This is a genomic window from Marinobacter sp. G11 (assembly GCF_021282325.1).
Classification (GTDB): domain Bacteria; phylum Pseudomonadota; class Gammaproteobacteria; order Pseudomonadales; family Oleiphilaceae; genus Marinobacter; species Marinobacter vinifirmus.
Map to the genome: position 1 here is coordinate 39,968 of NZ_JAJSPB010000026.1, position 15,106 is coordinate 55,073.

Annotated in this window: 12 protein-coding genes; 5 read left to right on the plus strand and 7 right to left on the minus strand. The window is 61.7% G+C overall.

Features of this window, described 5'->3' with window-relative positions; translation table 11 throughout:
* Positions 1-39 precede the first annotated feature (39 nt).
* The 4 genes from LWH94_RS14830 to LWH94_RS14845 form a co-directional block, all read right to left on the minus strand.
* Positions 40-2,283 (minus strand): NADP-dependent isocitrate dehydrogenase, encoded by a 2,244-nt coding sequence (locus tag LWH94_RS14830; RefSeq protein ID WP_232902712.1) that lies wholly within the window; start codon positions 2,281-2,283, stop codon positions 40-42.
* A gap of 107 nt (positions 2,284-2,390) precedes the next feature.
* Entirely contained in the window at positions 2,391-2,606 is a 216-nt protein-coding gene (locus tag LWH94_RS14835; RefSeq protein WP_145840293.1) for a hypothetical protein, read from the minus strand.
* 120 nt (positions 2,607-2,726) lie between these two features.
* Positions 2,727-4,715, minus strand: coding sequence for an acetoacetate--CoA ligase (locus LWH94_RS14840; protein WP_232902713.1), 1,989 nt, complete (start codon positions 4,713-4,715; stop codon positions 2,727-2,729).
* 45 nt (positions 4,716-4,760) lie between these two features.
* Positions 4,761-5,120, minus strand: coding sequence for a DUF6164 family protein (locus tag LWH94_RS14845; RefSeq protein ID WP_022990471.1), 360 nt, complete (start codon positions 5,118-5,120; stop codon positions 4,761-4,763).
* Positions 5,121-5,202: 82 nt separating this feature from the next.
* Between LWH94_RS14845 and LWH94_RS14850 the strand changes: the two genes are divergently transcribed.
* Genes LWH94_RS14850 through LWH94_RS14865 form a run of 4 tightly spaced genes read left to right on the plus strand, consistent with a single transcriptional unit; the run spans position 5,203 to position 9,702 of the window.
* Positions 5,203-6,612 (plus strand): DUF2868 domain-containing protein, encoded by a 1,410-nt coding sequence (locus LWH94_RS14850; protein WP_232902714.1) that lies wholly within the window; start codon positions 5,203-5,205, stop codon positions 6,610-6,612.
* Entirely contained in the window at positions 6,612-8,042 is a 1,431-nt protein-coding gene (locus LWH94_RS14855) for a GTPase/DUF3482 domain-containing protein (RefSeq protein WP_232902720.1), read from the plus strand. Before LWH94_RS14850 ends, LWH94_RS14855 begins: the two co-directional genes overlap by 1 nt.
* A gap of 50 nt (positions 8,043-8,092) precedes the next feature.
* Entirely contained in the window at positions 8,093-8,488 is a 396-nt protein-coding gene (locus tag LWH94_RS14860) for an ectoine synthase (RefSeq protein WP_232902715.1), read from the plus strand.
* 11 nt (positions 8,489-8,499) lie between these two features.
* Positions 8,500-9,702, plus strand: a complete 1,203-nt coding sequence (locus tag LWH94_RS14865; protein ID WP_232902716.1) for an MFS transporter — start codon at positions 8,500-8,502, stop codon at positions 9,700-9,702.
* Positions 9,703-9,889: 187 nt separating this feature from the next.
* Here LWH94_RS14865 and LWH94_RS14870 read toward each other — a convergent pair whose 3' ends face one another.
* Positions 9,890-11,065 carry a type III PLP-dependent enzyme gene (locus LWH94_RS14870; protein WP_094624353.1) on the minus strand — a complete coding sequence of 392 codons (1,176 nt, stop codon included), beginning with the start codon at positions 11,063-11,065 and terminating at the stop codon, positions 9,890-9,892.
* Positions 11,066-11,235: 170 nt separating this feature from the next.
* Complete coding sequence (locus tag LWH94_RS14875) at positions 11,236-12,054, minus strand: ATP-grasp domain-containing protein (RefSeq protein WP_232902717.1); 819 nt, start codon at positions 12,052-12,054, stop codon at positions 11,236-11,238.
* Between the two features lie 155 nt (positions 12,055-12,209).
* Between LWH94_RS14875 and LWH94_RS14880 the strand changes: the two genes are divergently transcribed.
* A complete protein-coding gene (locus LWH94_RS14880) occupies positions 12,210-12,581 on the plus strand; it encodes a DUF6746 family protein (protein ID WP_022990464.1) in 372 nt (123 codons plus the stop codon).
* Positions 12,582-12,596: 15 nt separating this feature from the next.
* On the opposite strand, the gene hrpB is transcribed toward LWH94_RS14880, so the two are convergent.
* Entirely contained in the window at positions 12,597-15,071 is a 2,475-nt protein-coding gene (hrpB, locus tag LWH94_RS14885) for an ATP-dependent helicase HrpB (protein WP_232902721.1), read from the minus strand.
* Positions 15,072-15,106: the final 35 nt, after the last annotated feature.

Sequence of the window (15,106 nt, forward strand, 5' to 3'; positions counted from 1 at the left end):
TGATCAGGGCCGGGAAACATCCCGGCCTGACACTGAGCCTCAGCTCACAGATGCCTGGGCGTCGACCAGGATCTTGTTCAGCGTTGCGCTGGGCTGCATAACGGCAGACACTTTCTCCGCCGGCGCGTGGTAGTAACCACCGATATCCGCCGGATTGCCCTGTACCACCGTCATTTCTTCCAGGATCTTGTCCTTGTTCTCTTCCAGCTGTGCAGACAGCTTGGTGAAGAACTCTTTCAGTTCCTTGTCTTCATCCTGTTTGGACAGCTCTTCCGCCCAGTAACGGGCCAGGTGGAAGTGGGAACCACGGTTGTCCAGCTCGCCGGTCACACGGGACGGAGACTGGTTGTTCTCCAGCAGCTTTTCGGTAGCCTTGTCCAGGGTCTGGCCCAGCAGGCGGGCGCGCTGGTTGTTCTGCTTCTCGCCCAGCTCGTCCAGGGACACTGCGGTGGCCAGGAATTCACCCAGGGAATCCCAACGCAGGTGGTTTTCCTGGATCAGCTGCTGTACGTGCTTGGGTGCGGAACCGCCAGCACCGGTCTCGTACAGACCACCGCCGTTCAGCAGCGGCACGATGGACAGCATCTTGGCGCTGGTGCCCAGCTCCAGGATCGGGAACAGGTCGGTCAGGTAGTCACGCAGCACGTTGCCGGTTACGGAAATGGTATCCAAGCCACGGATCAGGCGCTCCATGGTCCAGCGGATAGCGCGAACCGGAGACATGATGTGGATTTCCAGGCCTTCGGTGTCCAGCTCGGCCAGGTACTTCTCGACCTTCTTGATCAGCTGGGCATCGTGGGCACGCTCGTCGTCCAGCCAGAATACCGCCGGCATACCGCTGGAACGTGAGCGGTTGACCGCCAGCTTGACCCAGTCGCGGATCGGCAGGTCCTTAGTCTGGCAAGCGCGCCAGATATCACCTTGCTCAACGTTGTGCTCAGTCAGTACAGTGCCGTCTTCAGCGACAACGCGAACGATACCGTCTTCCTTGATTTCGAAGGTCTTGTCGTGGGAGCCGTACTCTTCCGCCTTCTGGGCCATCAGACCGACGTTCGGCACAGTGCCCATGGTGGTGGGATCGAACGCGCCGTGGGTCTTACAGAAGTTGATCACTTCCTGGTAGATGGTGGCATAGGTGGACTCAGGCATAACCGCCTTGGTGTCCTTCAGCTTGCCATCACGGGCCCACATCTTGCCGGAGTTACGGATCATTGCCGGCATGGAGGCGTCTACGATCACGTCGCTCGGTACGTGCAGGTTGGTGATACCTTTAACGGAATCGACCATGGCGATTTCCGGACGGTGCTCGTAGCAGGCGTGCAGGGCTTCCTGGATTTCTTCCTGCTTGGATTCCGGCAGCTGCTTGATCTTCTCAACTACGGAAGACAAGCCGTTGTTCGGGTTTACGCCGATTTCATTGAACACGTCGCCGTACTTGTCGAACAGCTCCTTGAAGAACACCTTCACCGCGTGACCGAAAACGATCGGGTGAGAGATTTTCATCATGGTGGCTTTCACGTGCAGGGAGAACATCACACCGGTCTTTTCGCAGTCTTCGATGGCGCCTTCGAAAAACTTCACCAGTTCCTTCTTGCTCATGAACATGCCGTCGAGCACTTCGCCTTCCAGCAGCGGCAGGTCGGATTTCAGAACGGTTTGCTCACCCTTCTTGTTCTCGAACACGATGCGGGCGTTGGTGGCCTTGTCCAGGGTTACAGACTGCTCGCTGGAGTAAAAGTCGCCACCGCGCATGTGCGCCACGTGGGTACGGGAAGCCGGGCTCCACTCACCCATGGTGTGCGGGAACTTGCGGGCAAAGGCTTTTACCGCAGCCGGTGCACGGCGGTCGGAGTTACCTTCACGCAGTACCGGGTTAACGGCGCTGCCCAGCACTTTGGAGTAACGTGCGTGGATTTCTTTCTCTTCGTCGGTTTCCGGGTTTTCTTTGTACTCGGGAACCTTGTAGCCCTGCTCGTTCAGCTCTTTGATGGCAGCACGCAGCTGGGGAATGGACGCAGAGATGTTCGGCAGCTTGATGATGTTGGCGTCCGGATCCTTGGTGTACTCACCCAATTCAGCCAGGGCATCCGGCACCCGCTGGTCTTCCTCGAGGTAGTCCGGGAAGCCTGCCAGAATACGCGCCGCGAGAGAGATGTCGCTGGTTTCGAAGTCGATACCAGCCGGCTTGGCGAAGGTTTCCAGGATGGGAAGCAGTGACCGGGTAGCGAGGGCGGGTGCCTCGTCGGTCAACGTGTAGACAATCTTGGATTTGGAGTTGCTCATTTTCGTCCTCAGGCTATGGGGTGGGTTCAGGACGGTCATGGCGCATTCGGGCGTCTTGTGAACGTCCGGTTTTGCCAGTGACTGATTCGGAACTTTTGATAGACCTACTAAGATAGCATTTTTTGCGGAATTTTGATTACGATCTTAGTATAAGAACGTACGGATAATGCCTGATCTTCGGTTACAGGCTGATGAAATGGCGGGAATTTACGAAACTTTCTAACATTTGTTCGTTTTTCTGGCTTTGGAGTGATCGCGGTGGGGGAAAGCCCTCCCAAAACACGCTCCTTCGGCCCATCCATGGGGCGCTTGGGCTCCGCCATCCATGGCTCCGCACAGTTTTGGGAGGGCTTTCCCCCACCGCTTATCGGACTGCCGAGCTGGTTTCCGCAACCCTTTGCTCAGCGATGACGGCCGTCACTTTGTCAACAAAACACCCCTGATCATTCCGGTAACAAGCCGGCTGTAGCCAAACGCTCCCGAATCCGGTCCAGCGCTTCCGGGTTACCCAGGGCATCCCGGTTATCGGCTTTGTTCGAGCCGTTGATCAGTCGGGCGACTGCCAACTCGACCTTCTTGCCGCTGCGGGTGTAGGGGATATCGGGCACTTCGACGATGTGCCTCGGTACGTGCCGGGGGCTGGCGCCTTCGCGGATTCGGGTTTTCAGGGTTTTGACCAGGTCGTCGGTGACGGTCTGGCCTTCGGCGGGGACGACGAACAGGACCACTTCCACGTCACCGTCGATCTGGCGGCCGACGACGAGGCTGTCTTTGACCTCGGCAACGGTTTCCACCTGGCGGTAGATTTCGGCGGTGCCGATTCTTACGCCGCCGGGGTTGAGGGTGGCGTCGGAGCGGCCGTAGATGATGGCGCCGCCGTGTTCGGTGAATTCGATGAAGTCGCCGTGGGCCCAGACGCCGGGGAAGGTGTTGAAGTAGGCATCTTTGTAGCGCTCACCGTCCGGGTCCTGCCAGAAGCTGACGGGCATGGACGGCAGCGGCTGGCGGCAGACGAGTTCGCCGCGGCCTTCGCTGACCGGTTGGCCGTCGTCGCCGTAGGCCACGGCATCCACCCCCAGCAAACGGCACTGGATTTCGCCTCTACGTACCGGCAGCAGTGGGGTAGACCCCACAAAGCAGCCGCAGATGTCGGTGCCGCCGGCGATGGAGCCCAGCAACGCATTGGGGGCGCCGCCGGTGTAGATCCAGTCGTAGTCTTCCGGTAACAGCGGCGAGCCGGTGGAGAACACCACGCGCAGAGGGCTCTGGTCCAGGGTTTTCGCCGGTTGCAGTTCGGCTTTGCGGCAGCCGGCGATGAAGCGGGCGCTGGTGCCGTAGTGGGTGACTCGTTCCCTGGCCACGGTTTCCCAGAGGAAGTTCAGGCTCGGGTAACCCGGGGAGCCATCCACGGTGATCACGGCGGCGCCGGTCATCAGGGCGGAGGCCTGCCAGTTCCACATCATCCAGCCGCAGGTGGTGAAGTACAGGAAGCGGTCTTCCGGGCCCACGTCGCCGTGGAGCATGAGTTCCTTGGCGTGGTTGACCAGTAAACCGGCGGTGCCATGCACGATGCACTTGGGTTTGCCGGTGGTGCCGGAGGAATAGAGGATGTAGACGGGGTGGTCCGGGTCCACCGGGGTGAACGAGGGCGCCTGGCCTTCGCCGGCTTTCAGGGCGTCATCCCAGGTGTTGACGAGTTCGCCGGGGATCGGCGCTTCGTCCGGTAACTGGGCGATGCTGACCACAGTCTTGAGGGACGGCAGGCCAGCGATCAGTTCCGCGAAGTCGTCCTGGCGGGCGAACATCTTGCCGCCGTATCCGTAGCCATTCACCACAATCAGGGCCGAGGGTTCGATCTGGCCGAAGCGGTCGTTGATGGCGCCGATGCCGAAGTCCGGGGAGGCGGAGCTCCAGATCGCGCCCAGGCTGGTGGCCGCCAGCATGCCGACCAGTGCTTCATAACCGTTGGTGACCACGCCGGCCACGCGGTCGCCCTTCTCGATGCCTTTGCTGCGCAGGAAGGCTTCCAGCGCACCGGTGTCGGCTTTCAGTTCGGCGTAGGTCTTGCGTAGCACCGGCCGGGTTTCGCAGTAGGCCACCACGGCTTCTTTGTCGGCATGGTCGCCATCAGACAGGCGCAGCAGGTTGGCGGCGAAGTTCAGCTTCATGCCCGGGAACCATTCCGCGCCCGGCATTTCACGGTTGCCAAGCACCCGTTTGGCCGGTGTCTCGCAGGCCAGGCCACAGTAATCCCAGACCTTCTGCCAGAAGGTGTCCAGCTCGGTGATCGACCACTGGTGCAGGGCTTGGTAATCGGCAAAGGGCCCAAAGCCCTGCTGCTCCAGCCAGGCCTTGAACTGGCCCATGCGGGACCGAGTGAGAGTGTCCTGGTCCGGCGTCCAGACCACCGGTGATTGTTGTGTGTTGCTCATCCGTTTCTCCGGATTGTTGTTAGTGTTCAGCTATAGCGGGCACTTCTAGCCAAGACGCACAAAGGGTAGCAAGGAAAATCCCAGAATCACGACAATCGCCACCAGCGCCGCCAGAAAGGTCGCCGGTCGTTTGCGGAACTGGTACCACAGCCCTGTTTCTCCCCGTTCGCAGCGACTCTGGTATTGCTCACGCTGGCTTTCCAGCCGCTGCGCCTGGTACTCATCCAGTAACGCCCGGGCCCGGGCAGCTTCGTCGTCATCATGGGCCCAGAAGCCGCCCATGCTGATGCCCCAGCGGCTGGGCGGAGTTTCGTAGTAGCGCACCTCGTGTTCTTCAAACAGGGCGCGGATTTCCTCGGCCTCGTCATCGGGTACGTTACGCAGGTTCATCAGGTGGTGGGGCATGGGTTTCCCGGCTGGCTTCGTTAGTGTTATTGGCTATATCCTAGCAGGAAAGCCAATCCGACCGAATTCATCAGGACACTGCATGAGCCACAACCCCCTTCGTCTGCTGCTGGATTTTGATGATCGCATCCAGCGGGACAGGGACCAGGCCCCCGCCTTTCTGCACCGCCGGGACCGGCGCTTTGCCCTGGACTGCCAGCAACGGGGCCAAAGCCCGGATGCCGCCCTGTGGCTGGAACAGATGGATCGCCTGAGCGGCCCCGGCAATGCCCGCCAGGCAGGCCGGGCGGTGCAGCAGCGCTGGCGGCGGATTAACGGCGGCTTTGCAGCAGCAGGTGCGGTGTTCGGCGTGCTCACAATGGCCGGCCTGCTGTTTTACGATGGCGGCCAGCGCATCAATGTCACGGTGATCATCGCGTTCGTGTTACTGCAGCTTTTGCTGGCGCTGGCCACCACCGTGCAATCGCTGGCCGGATGGCAACCCTGGAGCTGGTTGCAACGGCGCCTGCAAGCGCAGCCGCCCGGAACAACCCTGGCACAATTACAACCGGCGCTGATGGCCCGGGCCGCCCACACAGGCGGCAGCCTGTTTGCCCTGGCTGGCCTGCTGACCTTACTGGTGATGCTGGTGGTTCAGGACCTGGCCTTCGGCTGGAGCACCACGCTCAATACCGCCGCCCACAGCTACCATAGCCTGATCCAGGCCATCGCCAGCCCCTGGGGCGGCTTGTGGCCGGCCGCAGAACCTTCCCGGGAACTGGTGGAAGCCACCCGTTTCTTCCGCGCCTCACCGGGCAGTACCGGCACCGATCCGGTTCAATGGGGGCAATGGTGGCCCTTCGTGGTGATGCTGTGGTTGACCTGGGTACTGCTGCCCCGCCTGCTTCTGCTGGCACTCAGCCAGTGGTTGCTGGCCCGGAAGGCGGAGCGCTTGCTGCAACGTCATCCCGGCATGCAGGCCCTGATGTACCGCATGGAAACTCCGACCCTGGACACCGGCAACCAGCACAACGATGCCGACGATTTGCCCGATACCCGCACCCGGGCCAGGCCCGGGCAGCTGCAGGACAGCCAGTACATTATCTGCTGGGCCGGAGCCGGGGAGCCGGAACTGCCGCAAGCATTGCTGGCGCAGGACAGCCGGGTACTCAAAGCCGGTGGCCGGGCGTCCCTGGCGGAAGATGACGGGGTACTGGAGAGCCTGGCTGAACAACTGGCCGGGGAGCGGGCTCCTTCTGTCGTGCTGGTTACCCGCAGCTGGGAGCCACCGACCGGGGAACTCCATGACTTCCTGGACCAGGCCCGGGCACGCTGGCCGGATGGCACCACCCTGACCATTCTGCCACTGGCGCCCGATGCCAACCGGGAACCGGCGGAACACCTAGTCCAGCCCTGGCTGCGCTTCACCGAACGCCTGCCCGCCGGGTTTGCCAATGTTGCCCTGCTACCGGCGCTGCCGGATAACCCGTATCACACCGGGAGTACCGCATGATGAATCAGAAACCGGTGTTTGCAGTGGTGGGCCACCCCAACAAGGGTAAATCCAGCGTGGTGGCCACCCTGTCCCAGAACGACGCCATCGCCATTGCCCTGGAACCGGGCACCACCCGTGCCGGGCAAGCCTACCCGCTGACCGTCGACGGCCAGGAACTGTACACCCTGGTGGATACTCCCGGCTTCCAGCGCCCCCGAAGGGTACTGCAATGGCTGGAAGCCCACAGCCTGTCGGCCTCAGACCACCCGGAAACCGTGCGCGCCTTCGTGTTGCAGCATAGGGGCGACGACCGCTTTGTGGATGAATGCGAACTTCTGGCGCCGATCACCGAAGGGGCCGGCATTATCTACGTGGTGGACGGCTCCGTACCCTACAGCGCCGAACACGAAGCGGAGATGACCATTTTGCGCTGGACCGGGCGCCCCAGCCTGGCCCTGATCAACAGCATCGGCGACGACGATTACAGCGACACCTGGCAATCTGCCCTTGGCCAGTTCTTCCAGGTTGTCCGCAAGTTCGACGCCGTACGCGCCCCGTTCGAACAACATCTTAGCCTGTTGCGGGCCTTTGGCCAACTGGAGCCGGACTGGGAACAGCCCCTGGAACAGGCCACTCACCTGCTGTCAGAACAACGTCGCCAGCGACGGCACCAAGCGGCCCAGCTGATCGCCCGGGCACTGGAAGACCTGATGTCCTGGCAGGAAAAGCGCACCCTGACCCTGGACCAGATTGCCGGCACCAGCGATGCCACCCTGGCCGAAACCCTCCGGGAACGCTGGTATCAACGTCAGCGCAAACGGGAGCAAACCCTGCGGGTGAGCATCGAACACCTGTACCAGCACCAGCGCATACAGCGGCAGGAAGCGGAACTGGAGTGGGCCAGCCAGCATGACCTGTTCTCGGAAGACACCCGCCAGCACTGGGCCGTCAGCAAGAAGTACCTGGCCGGCGCCGGCTTTGGTGCCGGGGCCGTGGGCGGTGCCGGCCTGGACGCCCTGACCCTGGGCTCGTCCCTGGGTGCCGGCGCTCTGATAGGTGGTGTACTGGGGGCAGCGGGCAGTTATTTTTACGGAGACAGACTGGTACTGCCGGCCCTGAACATCGGCCCCATAAAAGACGGCCTGAAAACCGCCAGTTTTGGCCCTGTACAGGACAGCCAGTTCGGCTATGTTGTTTTAGGTCGGGCCGTGGACCACTGGTGGCACATCAGCCATCGCAACCACGCCGGCCGGGATTTACTGGAACTGGAACCGGCGGATCACCACTGGCTGGAACAGCTCGGCAAAGCCAGCCGAAGGGAGATCCAGAAAGCCTTCGACCGGTGCCGCAAACAGCGCTCCCTGAGCCATTCCCAGCGGCAGGATCTGGCCTCCGCCATCGAGCAGGCCATGGCGGTTTATGATGACTGGCGGTTGAACCGGGCCTGACAGACATGTTTATACTGTATGGCTATTCCATCACCAAATGAGGAATGCGAATGAAAATCGTACGAGTGCAAGACATCATCGGTACCGAGCGCGAAGTCAGCGCCCAGCAATGGACCAGCCGCCGCCTGCTGCTGAAAAAGGACGGTATGGGTTTCTCTTTCCACGAAACCATCATCCCGGCCGGCACCGAGCACACCTTCTGGTACAAGCACCACCTGGAAGCGGTTTACTGTGTAGCCGGTAACGGCCGCATCAAGGACCTTGCCACCGGTGAAGTGCACGAAATTACCGACGGCACCCTGTACGCCCTCGACAAGCACGACCGTCACACCCTGTACGGCGGCACCGAAGACATGCGCCTGATCTGCGCCTTCAACCCGCCGGTCACCGGCCAGGAAGTTCACGACAAAGACGGCGCCTACCTGCCGGACACCAGCGAAGACTGATTCGCACCATCGTGGCAAGCAACTCCGCCGCGACCACACCGCCACCGCCAGCCAGGCTGCTGCCGGTGGCGGTGCTGCTTTGGCTGGCCGGTGTTTACCTCCGGGTACCTATACTGGTCGCCCCGCCCCTCGCGCCATTTATTGCTGACGAACTGGCCCTGAGCCAGGCCCTCACCGGTGCCCTGACCACCCTGCCCATCCTGATGCTCGCCATCGGCGCCATGCCCGGCTCCCTGTCGATCTCCCGCATCGGCCCCCGAAACACCCTGGCCATGGCCATGGTTATTATGGTGATCGGTTCCGCCGGCCGGGGCCTGGTACCCGACACCTTCACCCTGATGCTCGCCAGCGCCGTGATGGGGCTGGGCGTTGCCATGATGCAACCGGCACTGCCGGCACTGTTACCGCGCTGGCTGGAACCCCACCACATTGCCATGGGCTCTGCCATCTACATGAACGGCATGCTGATGGGTGAATTCATCGGCGCCGGCATCACCCTGCCGGTACTCATGCCGCTATTGGACAACAGCTGGCGTGCCACCCTGCTGGTCTGGTCGCTACCGGCACTGCTGGTAGCCGCCACCCTGTTCCTGCCCAAACGGGACATGGCCCGCCCCGTACGCCGCGCCGCCTGGCTGCCAGACTGGAAAAACCCGCTTACCCTGCGCATTGGCCTGCTACTGGGCCTGTCCGGCTCCATGTTCTTCGGCCTCAATGCCTACATGGGCAACCTGCTGGAACAGCAGGGCAAAATCAGCATGCTCTCCGAAGCCCTGTTCTGGTACAACATTGCCCAGGTATTCGCCTCCCTGGTCGTGCTCAAAATGGCCCGCCGCTGGGTAGGCAGCCGCACCACCATCGTCATAACCGCGGCCCTCAGCATCCTCGGCACCACCGGCACCGTGTTCCTGGAAGGCTGGTGGTTCATCGCCAGTGCCACCGTCATGAGCTTCGTCGCCGGCATCCTCCTGATCCTGCTCGTCGCCCTGCCACCGCTCCTGGTAAGCTCCGCCGAAACCGGCCGCCTCTCCGCAGGCACCTTCCTGGTGGGCTACACCATGGGCTTCTGCGTGCCCATGCTCGGCGGCCTCATCGCCGACACCACCGGCGACCCCAGACACGCCATCATCACCATGATCGCCTACAGCGTGCTGGTCCTGCCCCTGGCCTTCACCCTGGACCTGGAACGAAAAAAGGACCAGCCCGGAAGCTGATCCTTTTCATGGTGCCCCTGCAATGATGGCATGAGCTAATCAGACTCCCCCGAACACGGCCGCAGGCCGTGGGGTGGGGAGGTGTTTTCCGCCGGAAAAAAGATGTCTGAGCGCAGCGAGTTGTTTTTTCCAGAGGAAAACACCTCCCCGCCCCGCGGCCAGACTCCAATTGGCAGAAACTCCAAACCTAGATGTAGTAGTCCTTCAACGGAGGAAACCCGTTAAACTCGATGGCACTGTAAGTAGTGGTATAAGCCCCGGTAGAAAGCCAATACATACGATCACCAATCGCCAGGTTCAAAGGCAACGGATACTTATGGTGCTCATACATAATGTCGGCACTGTCACACGTCGGCCCGGCAATCACACAGTCCTCGCCCTCGCCGGTCTTCTCGGTCCAGATCGGAAACTTGATCGACTCATCCAGTGTCTCGATCAGGCCTGAAAACTTGCCCACATCGGTAAACACCCATCGGTGCAGCGCCGTGCGGGACTTGCGTGAAATCAGCACCACCTCACTCACCAGCACCCCGGCATTGGAAATCAGCGAGCGCCCCGGCTCGATAATGATCTCCGGCAGCTCCTCACCGAAATCCTCCTGCAGGAAACGCAGGATCTCCCGGGCATAGACACTCAGCTCGTTGGTACGGGTCAGGTAATTGGCCGGAAAACCGCCGCCCATGTTGATCATCTTCAACTCGATGCCGTCTTCTTCCTTCAGGCGCTCGAAGATTACCTTCACCTTGTTCAGCGCCGCATCCCAGGCGCCGATTTCCCGCTGCTGGGAACCGACATGGAACGACACGCCGTAAGGCACCAGGCCCAGATCCCGGGCCAGGATCAGCAGGTCCATGGCCATATCAGTCTGGCAGCCGAACTTGCGGGACAGCGGCCAGTCGGCGGTCAGGGTACCTTCCGTCAGGATACGCACATACACCTTCGAACCCGGGGCCGCCTTGGCAATGTTGCGCAGGTCTGCTTCGGAGTCGGTGGCATACAGACGCACACCCTTCTCGTAGAAGGTGCGAATGTCCCTCGCCTTCTTGATGGTGTTGCCGTAGCTGATGCGGTCGCCGGTGACACCCAGCCCCATGACCTTGTCCAGCTCATACACCGACGCGATATCGAAATTGGCACCCTTGTCCCGCAGCATGGTCAGAATCTGCGGGGCCGGGTTAGCCTTCACCGCATAGTAGACGCTTGCGTAGGGGAAACCGTCGATCAGCTCATCGTACTGGCGTTCGATGGTCTGGGTGTCGATCACCACAAACGGGGTTTCCTTGCCATCGGCAAAGTCCTTGATCCGCTTGAACGTCTCGGCGCTGTAGTAATCGGCGATATCGGCGTTGGGGGTCTGGTTCATGGGTGGTGTGTCCCTCCACAGGGTAAACGGGCATAAAAAAAGGGTAGCACAGACTCGCCGTGCTACCCGTGAATGTCGCGATCATCAGGCTTTTTTCTGATCACCACAAATGCGCATATGTACCCATAAATCCGGCAACGGGAACCGGACGTCCGGCACAGAGTTTTTGCTTACACCGCCACCGGCCAAAGCGGGGTCGGTTCGGTCGGGCCATCCGGGTCCTGGGGGCAGCTCTGGCGCTGCAGGTAATCCAGGATTGCGTCTTTCAGGTCACTGCCCTGGCCCAGGCCCTGATTGCCGAACAGGCGGTTGAATTCCAGTACATAGGGGTAGCCCTCGACCAGCGCGATATCAAAGCCGGCGTGGTCTACCTCCAGCTCCCGGGCCAGGCGCAGGGCCAGCTCGATAGCCGCCGCAGGCACGTCACCGGTGACAATCTGCCCACCCCTGGCCACATTGTTATAGAAGCCCTGTTCGGCCTGGGTGCGCCAGTAGGCGGTGACAACCCGGTCGCCCACGATCACCACCCGCACATCCCGGTCGATCGGCAGGTACTCCTGCACATAAAGCACATCGCTGCGTTCACAATACTTCAGCCAGTCTGCCCGGGACTCGATCAGCCACACGCCTTCACCCATGCTCGCCTTGGGCAACTTGGCCACAAAGGGCAGGGCCATGGCATCCCACAGCATCTCACGCTCCTGGGGGCCATTGGCTTCAATGATGGTCCAGGGTGTGTGCTCGGGGGCCACGGTCTGGAAGGCCCGGGTCATTTCTACTTTGTCGTGGCCGATACGGTAGCTGGCCACGCTGGGGAAGACCCGGCATTTCAGGCCGTGAATCAGGGCATTGATCTGCCAGTATTCGGGGAACAGCACCCAGTCGGCATCCTGCAGCAAAGGCTTGTGGCGCAAAAAATGTTCAGGTTTGAGGACCGTGGTGTCCGGAAAGCCGAGAGTACGGAACACGTTGAAGGATACAAGGTGCATGGTTATCGCCGCACAGGGTGGAGAGTGGCGGCATTTTATACAGCTTCCGGCCACTGGCAAGCGGTATTTTTCCGTTTGCGCACGAATTCCTGTTGCACGCCCAGATATTATTGGTAATAATTCGCATTAACGTTTAACAGTGAAGAGGATGCTCCATGAAAACCACCCTGCAAATTGCCGCAGCCGCTGCTGCCCTGCTGTTCGCCGCCCTCGCATTCGCCGATGACGACTACGAGCATTACAAGGGCGAGCCTTCGAAAACCCTCGAGCAGGCGGTTGCCAATCTCTCCGAGTACAACAACCGGCTGGAAAAAGTACTTGCCGGCGAGCTGACCCCGGAAGCCATGAACGAAGTGCACCAGCTCACCTACACCCTGGAAAATGCCCTGGGCAAAATGGATGACGAGCTGGAAGACATTGCCGAGCGTCTGGAGCTGGTCCACAAGGCTTCCGAGCGCGCCGACCCGGATACCGTGAAGCAGGAAGGCGCGGTGTACCTGGAAAAGAGCCGCACCATCGTGAAATAACCGTTACGGCCAGGCTCATCTGGCCGGGCGTTTTTTCGTGCCCTGCTGGGCCTGGGCGGTAAGCGGGTCTTCCGGCCAGGGATGTTTGGGGTAGCGGCCCCGCAGTTCCTTGCGTACTTCCGGGTAGGCGTTCTGCCAGAAACTGGCCAGGTCCGCCGTTACCGCCAGCGGCCGCTGAGCCGGTGACAGCAGGTGAATCACCACCGGCACCCGGCTGCGGGCCACTTTTGGGGTTTCTGTCCAGCCAAACAGCGCCTGCAGCTTGGCCGCCAGCACCGGGCCGTTGTCGGCGCTGTAATCCAGGGTCACGTTCTGGCCCGTAGGAATGGTCAGAGATCGGGGCGCCAGCTCTTCCAGTTGCTGTTGTTGCGGATAATCCAGCAGAGAATTCAGGGCCTGGACGAGATTGATGCTGGCCAGGTCTGACCAGCGCTTCATGCCCGCCATAAAAGGCGCCAGCCAGATTTCCAGGGTCTCCAGCAAGGCGCTGTCGCTCACCTCCGGCCAGTTACCGGGAAACTGCGCAGCCAGCAATCGCACCCGGGCAACCCACTGACGGGCACCCGGATTCCAGGGCAGGCTGTCCAGCCCCTTGCGGCGCACCGCATCCAGCAAACCCTGCTGGATCAGTTCCGGGGCTACCTGTTGCAGGGGCTTTTCCGCCAAGATCAGGGCACCGAGTTTGCGAACCTTCCGGGCCACCACGGTGCCGCGTTTGTCGTCCCAGAACGCTTCTTCCCGCTCTTCAATGTGCCCGGCCAGATCCTGCTCCAGATCCACCAGGTCTAACGGCGCCGCCAGGTACATCGTCGCTTCCCGGGCCTTGCCATCCAGGTCTGCCGCCACCAGCCACTCCTGCCGGGCCAGCGGGTCTTCCTCCCGCAATACTGCGCCCTTACCGTTGCTGAGCTGGTAACGGGGTGTTGTGCCCGGTCGGCGGCGGGCAATACGGTCCGGATAAGCCTGGGCCAGCACCCGGCCGACTTCAGTTTCTGCCGGTAGCTCCTGCACAAACTGGCCCCGACACAGCCGCTTCGCCGCCTGCTGAACCGCTTTCAACCGAGCCGGATCCAGCCCCCGGTGACCGCGCTCGCCCCGCAGCACCCGAATCCGCTCATGCAGATCGGCCCCCGAGCCCGGCCCCAGCAAATCCCGCTCTTCCAGCAACGCCGCCAGTTCTGCCGCCAACTGATCCAGACCCAGTGCACGGCCCTTGATCACCATATGGGCAAGCCGCGGATGCAGGCCCAACTCTCGGGCGGCCTTACCATGGTCGGTAATGGCACCCTCGGCATCCAGCAAATCCAGCCACTGCAATAACTCCACCGCCTGCTGCCAGTGCGCGTTCGGCGGCGCATCAATCCAGGCCACCCGCTCCGGCGACCGGGCACCCCACTGGGCCAATTCCAGCACCAGCGGTGCCAGGTCCGCCTGCTGAATCTCCGGCGGCGTGTAATCCGCCAGCCCGAACTGCTCGGACTCGCTCCACAACCGGTAACACACCCCCGGCTCAACCCGCCCGGCCCGGCCCTTACGCTGCTCGGCAGAAGCCTTCGACACTCGGCCGGTGACCAGCCGCGTCATCCCGCTGTTCGGATCAAACACCGCCCGACGCTGCTGGCCGGCATCAATCACCACCCGCACGCCTTCAATGGTCAGACTGGTCTCGGCAATGGCCGTGGCCAGCACAATCTTGCGGGTTCCCTCTGGCGCCGGTGAAATCGCCCGATCCTGCTCCTCGGATTTCAAATTGCCATACAGCGGCGCCAGCACCACGTTATCCGGGAACTGCCCCGCTAGCTGCTGCGCCACCCGCCGAATCTCGCCAGCACCGGGCAGGAACACCAGCAGGGAGCCGGTCTGATCCCGCAGGGCCTCCTGGACCACTGCCACCACCTGGTCCACAACCCGGCCATTGCGGGGCAAAGGCCGGTACAACACCTCCACCGGAAACGCCCGGCCCTCGCTGGTAATCACCGGCACATCCCCCAACACCCGGGCAATGGGCGCAGTGTCCAGCGTGGCCGACATCACCAGCAACCGAAGATCCTCCCGCAACGCCTGCTGGCTCTCACGCACCAGCGCCAGACCCAGGTCTGCCTGAAGTGATCGCTCATGAAACTCATCAAACAACACCGCCGCATAGTCTTCCAGCATCGGGTCGTTCTGAATCAGGCGCGTGAGAATGCCTTCGGTAACCACCTCAATCTGCGTGGCCCCGGATACCTTGGTATCCAGCCGGGTCCGATACCCCACCGTCTGCCCCGGCGCTTCCCCCAACTGCTTCGCCATATACCGAGCCGCCGACCGGGCCGCCAGCCGCCTCGGCTCCAGCATCAGGATCTTCCGGTTCTCCCGCCACGGGGCATCCAACAAAGCCAGCGGCACCCTCGTCGTTTTACCGGCGCCCGGTGGGGCCTGCAGCAGGGCTGTGGTGGCCTCGTTCAGGGTTTGTTTTAGCTCTGGGAGTATGTGTTCTATCGGGGGCATGTTTTGGGTTGGGTTTAGCCTGGTTGTTTCGGGGG

Coding starts and splice junctions, on each gene's coding strand:
- LWH94_RS14830 (WP_232902712.1), bottom strand. CDS start 2,283: ATGAGCAACTCCAAATCCAAGATTGTCTACACGTTGACCGACGAGGCA.
- LWH94_RS14835 (WP_145840293.1), bottom strand. CDS start 2,606: ATGGCGGAGCCCAAGCGCCCCATGGATGGGCCGAAGGAGCGTGTTTTG.
- LWH94_RS14840 (WP_232902713.1), bottom strand. CDS start 4,715: ATGAGCAACACACAACAATCACCGGTGGTCTGGACGCCGGACCAGGAC.
- LWH94_RS14845 (WP_022990471.1), bottom strand. CDS start 5,120: ATGCCCCACCACCTGATGAACCTGCGTAACGTACCCGATGACGAGGCC.
- LWH94_RS14850 (WP_232902714.1), top strand. CDS start 5,203: ATGAGCCACAACCCCCTTCGTCTGCTGCTGGATTTTGATGATCGCATC.
- LWH94_RS14855 (WP_232902720.1), top strand. CDS start 6,612: ATGAATCAGAAACCGGTGTTTGCAGTGGTGGGCCACCCCAACAAGGGT.
- LWH94_RS14860 (WP_232902715.1), top strand. CDS start 8,093: ATGAAAATCGTACGAGTGCAAGACATCATCGGTACCGAGCGCGAAGTC.
- LWH94_RS14870 (WP_094624353.1), bottom strand. CDS start 11,065: ATGAACCAGACCCCCAACGCCGATATCGCCGATTACTACAGCGCCGAG.
- LWH94_RS14875 (WP_232902717.1), bottom strand. CDS start 12,054: ATGCACCTTGTATCCTTCAACGTGTTCCGTACTCTCGGCTTTCCGGAC.
- LWH94_RS14880 (WP_022990464.1), top strand. CDS start 12,210: ATGAAAACCACCCTGCAAATTGCCGCAGCCGCTGCTGCCCTGCTGTTC.
- hrpB (WP_232902721.1), bottom strand. CDS start 15,071: ATGCCCCCGATAGAACACATACTCCCAGAGCTAAAACAAACCCTGAAC.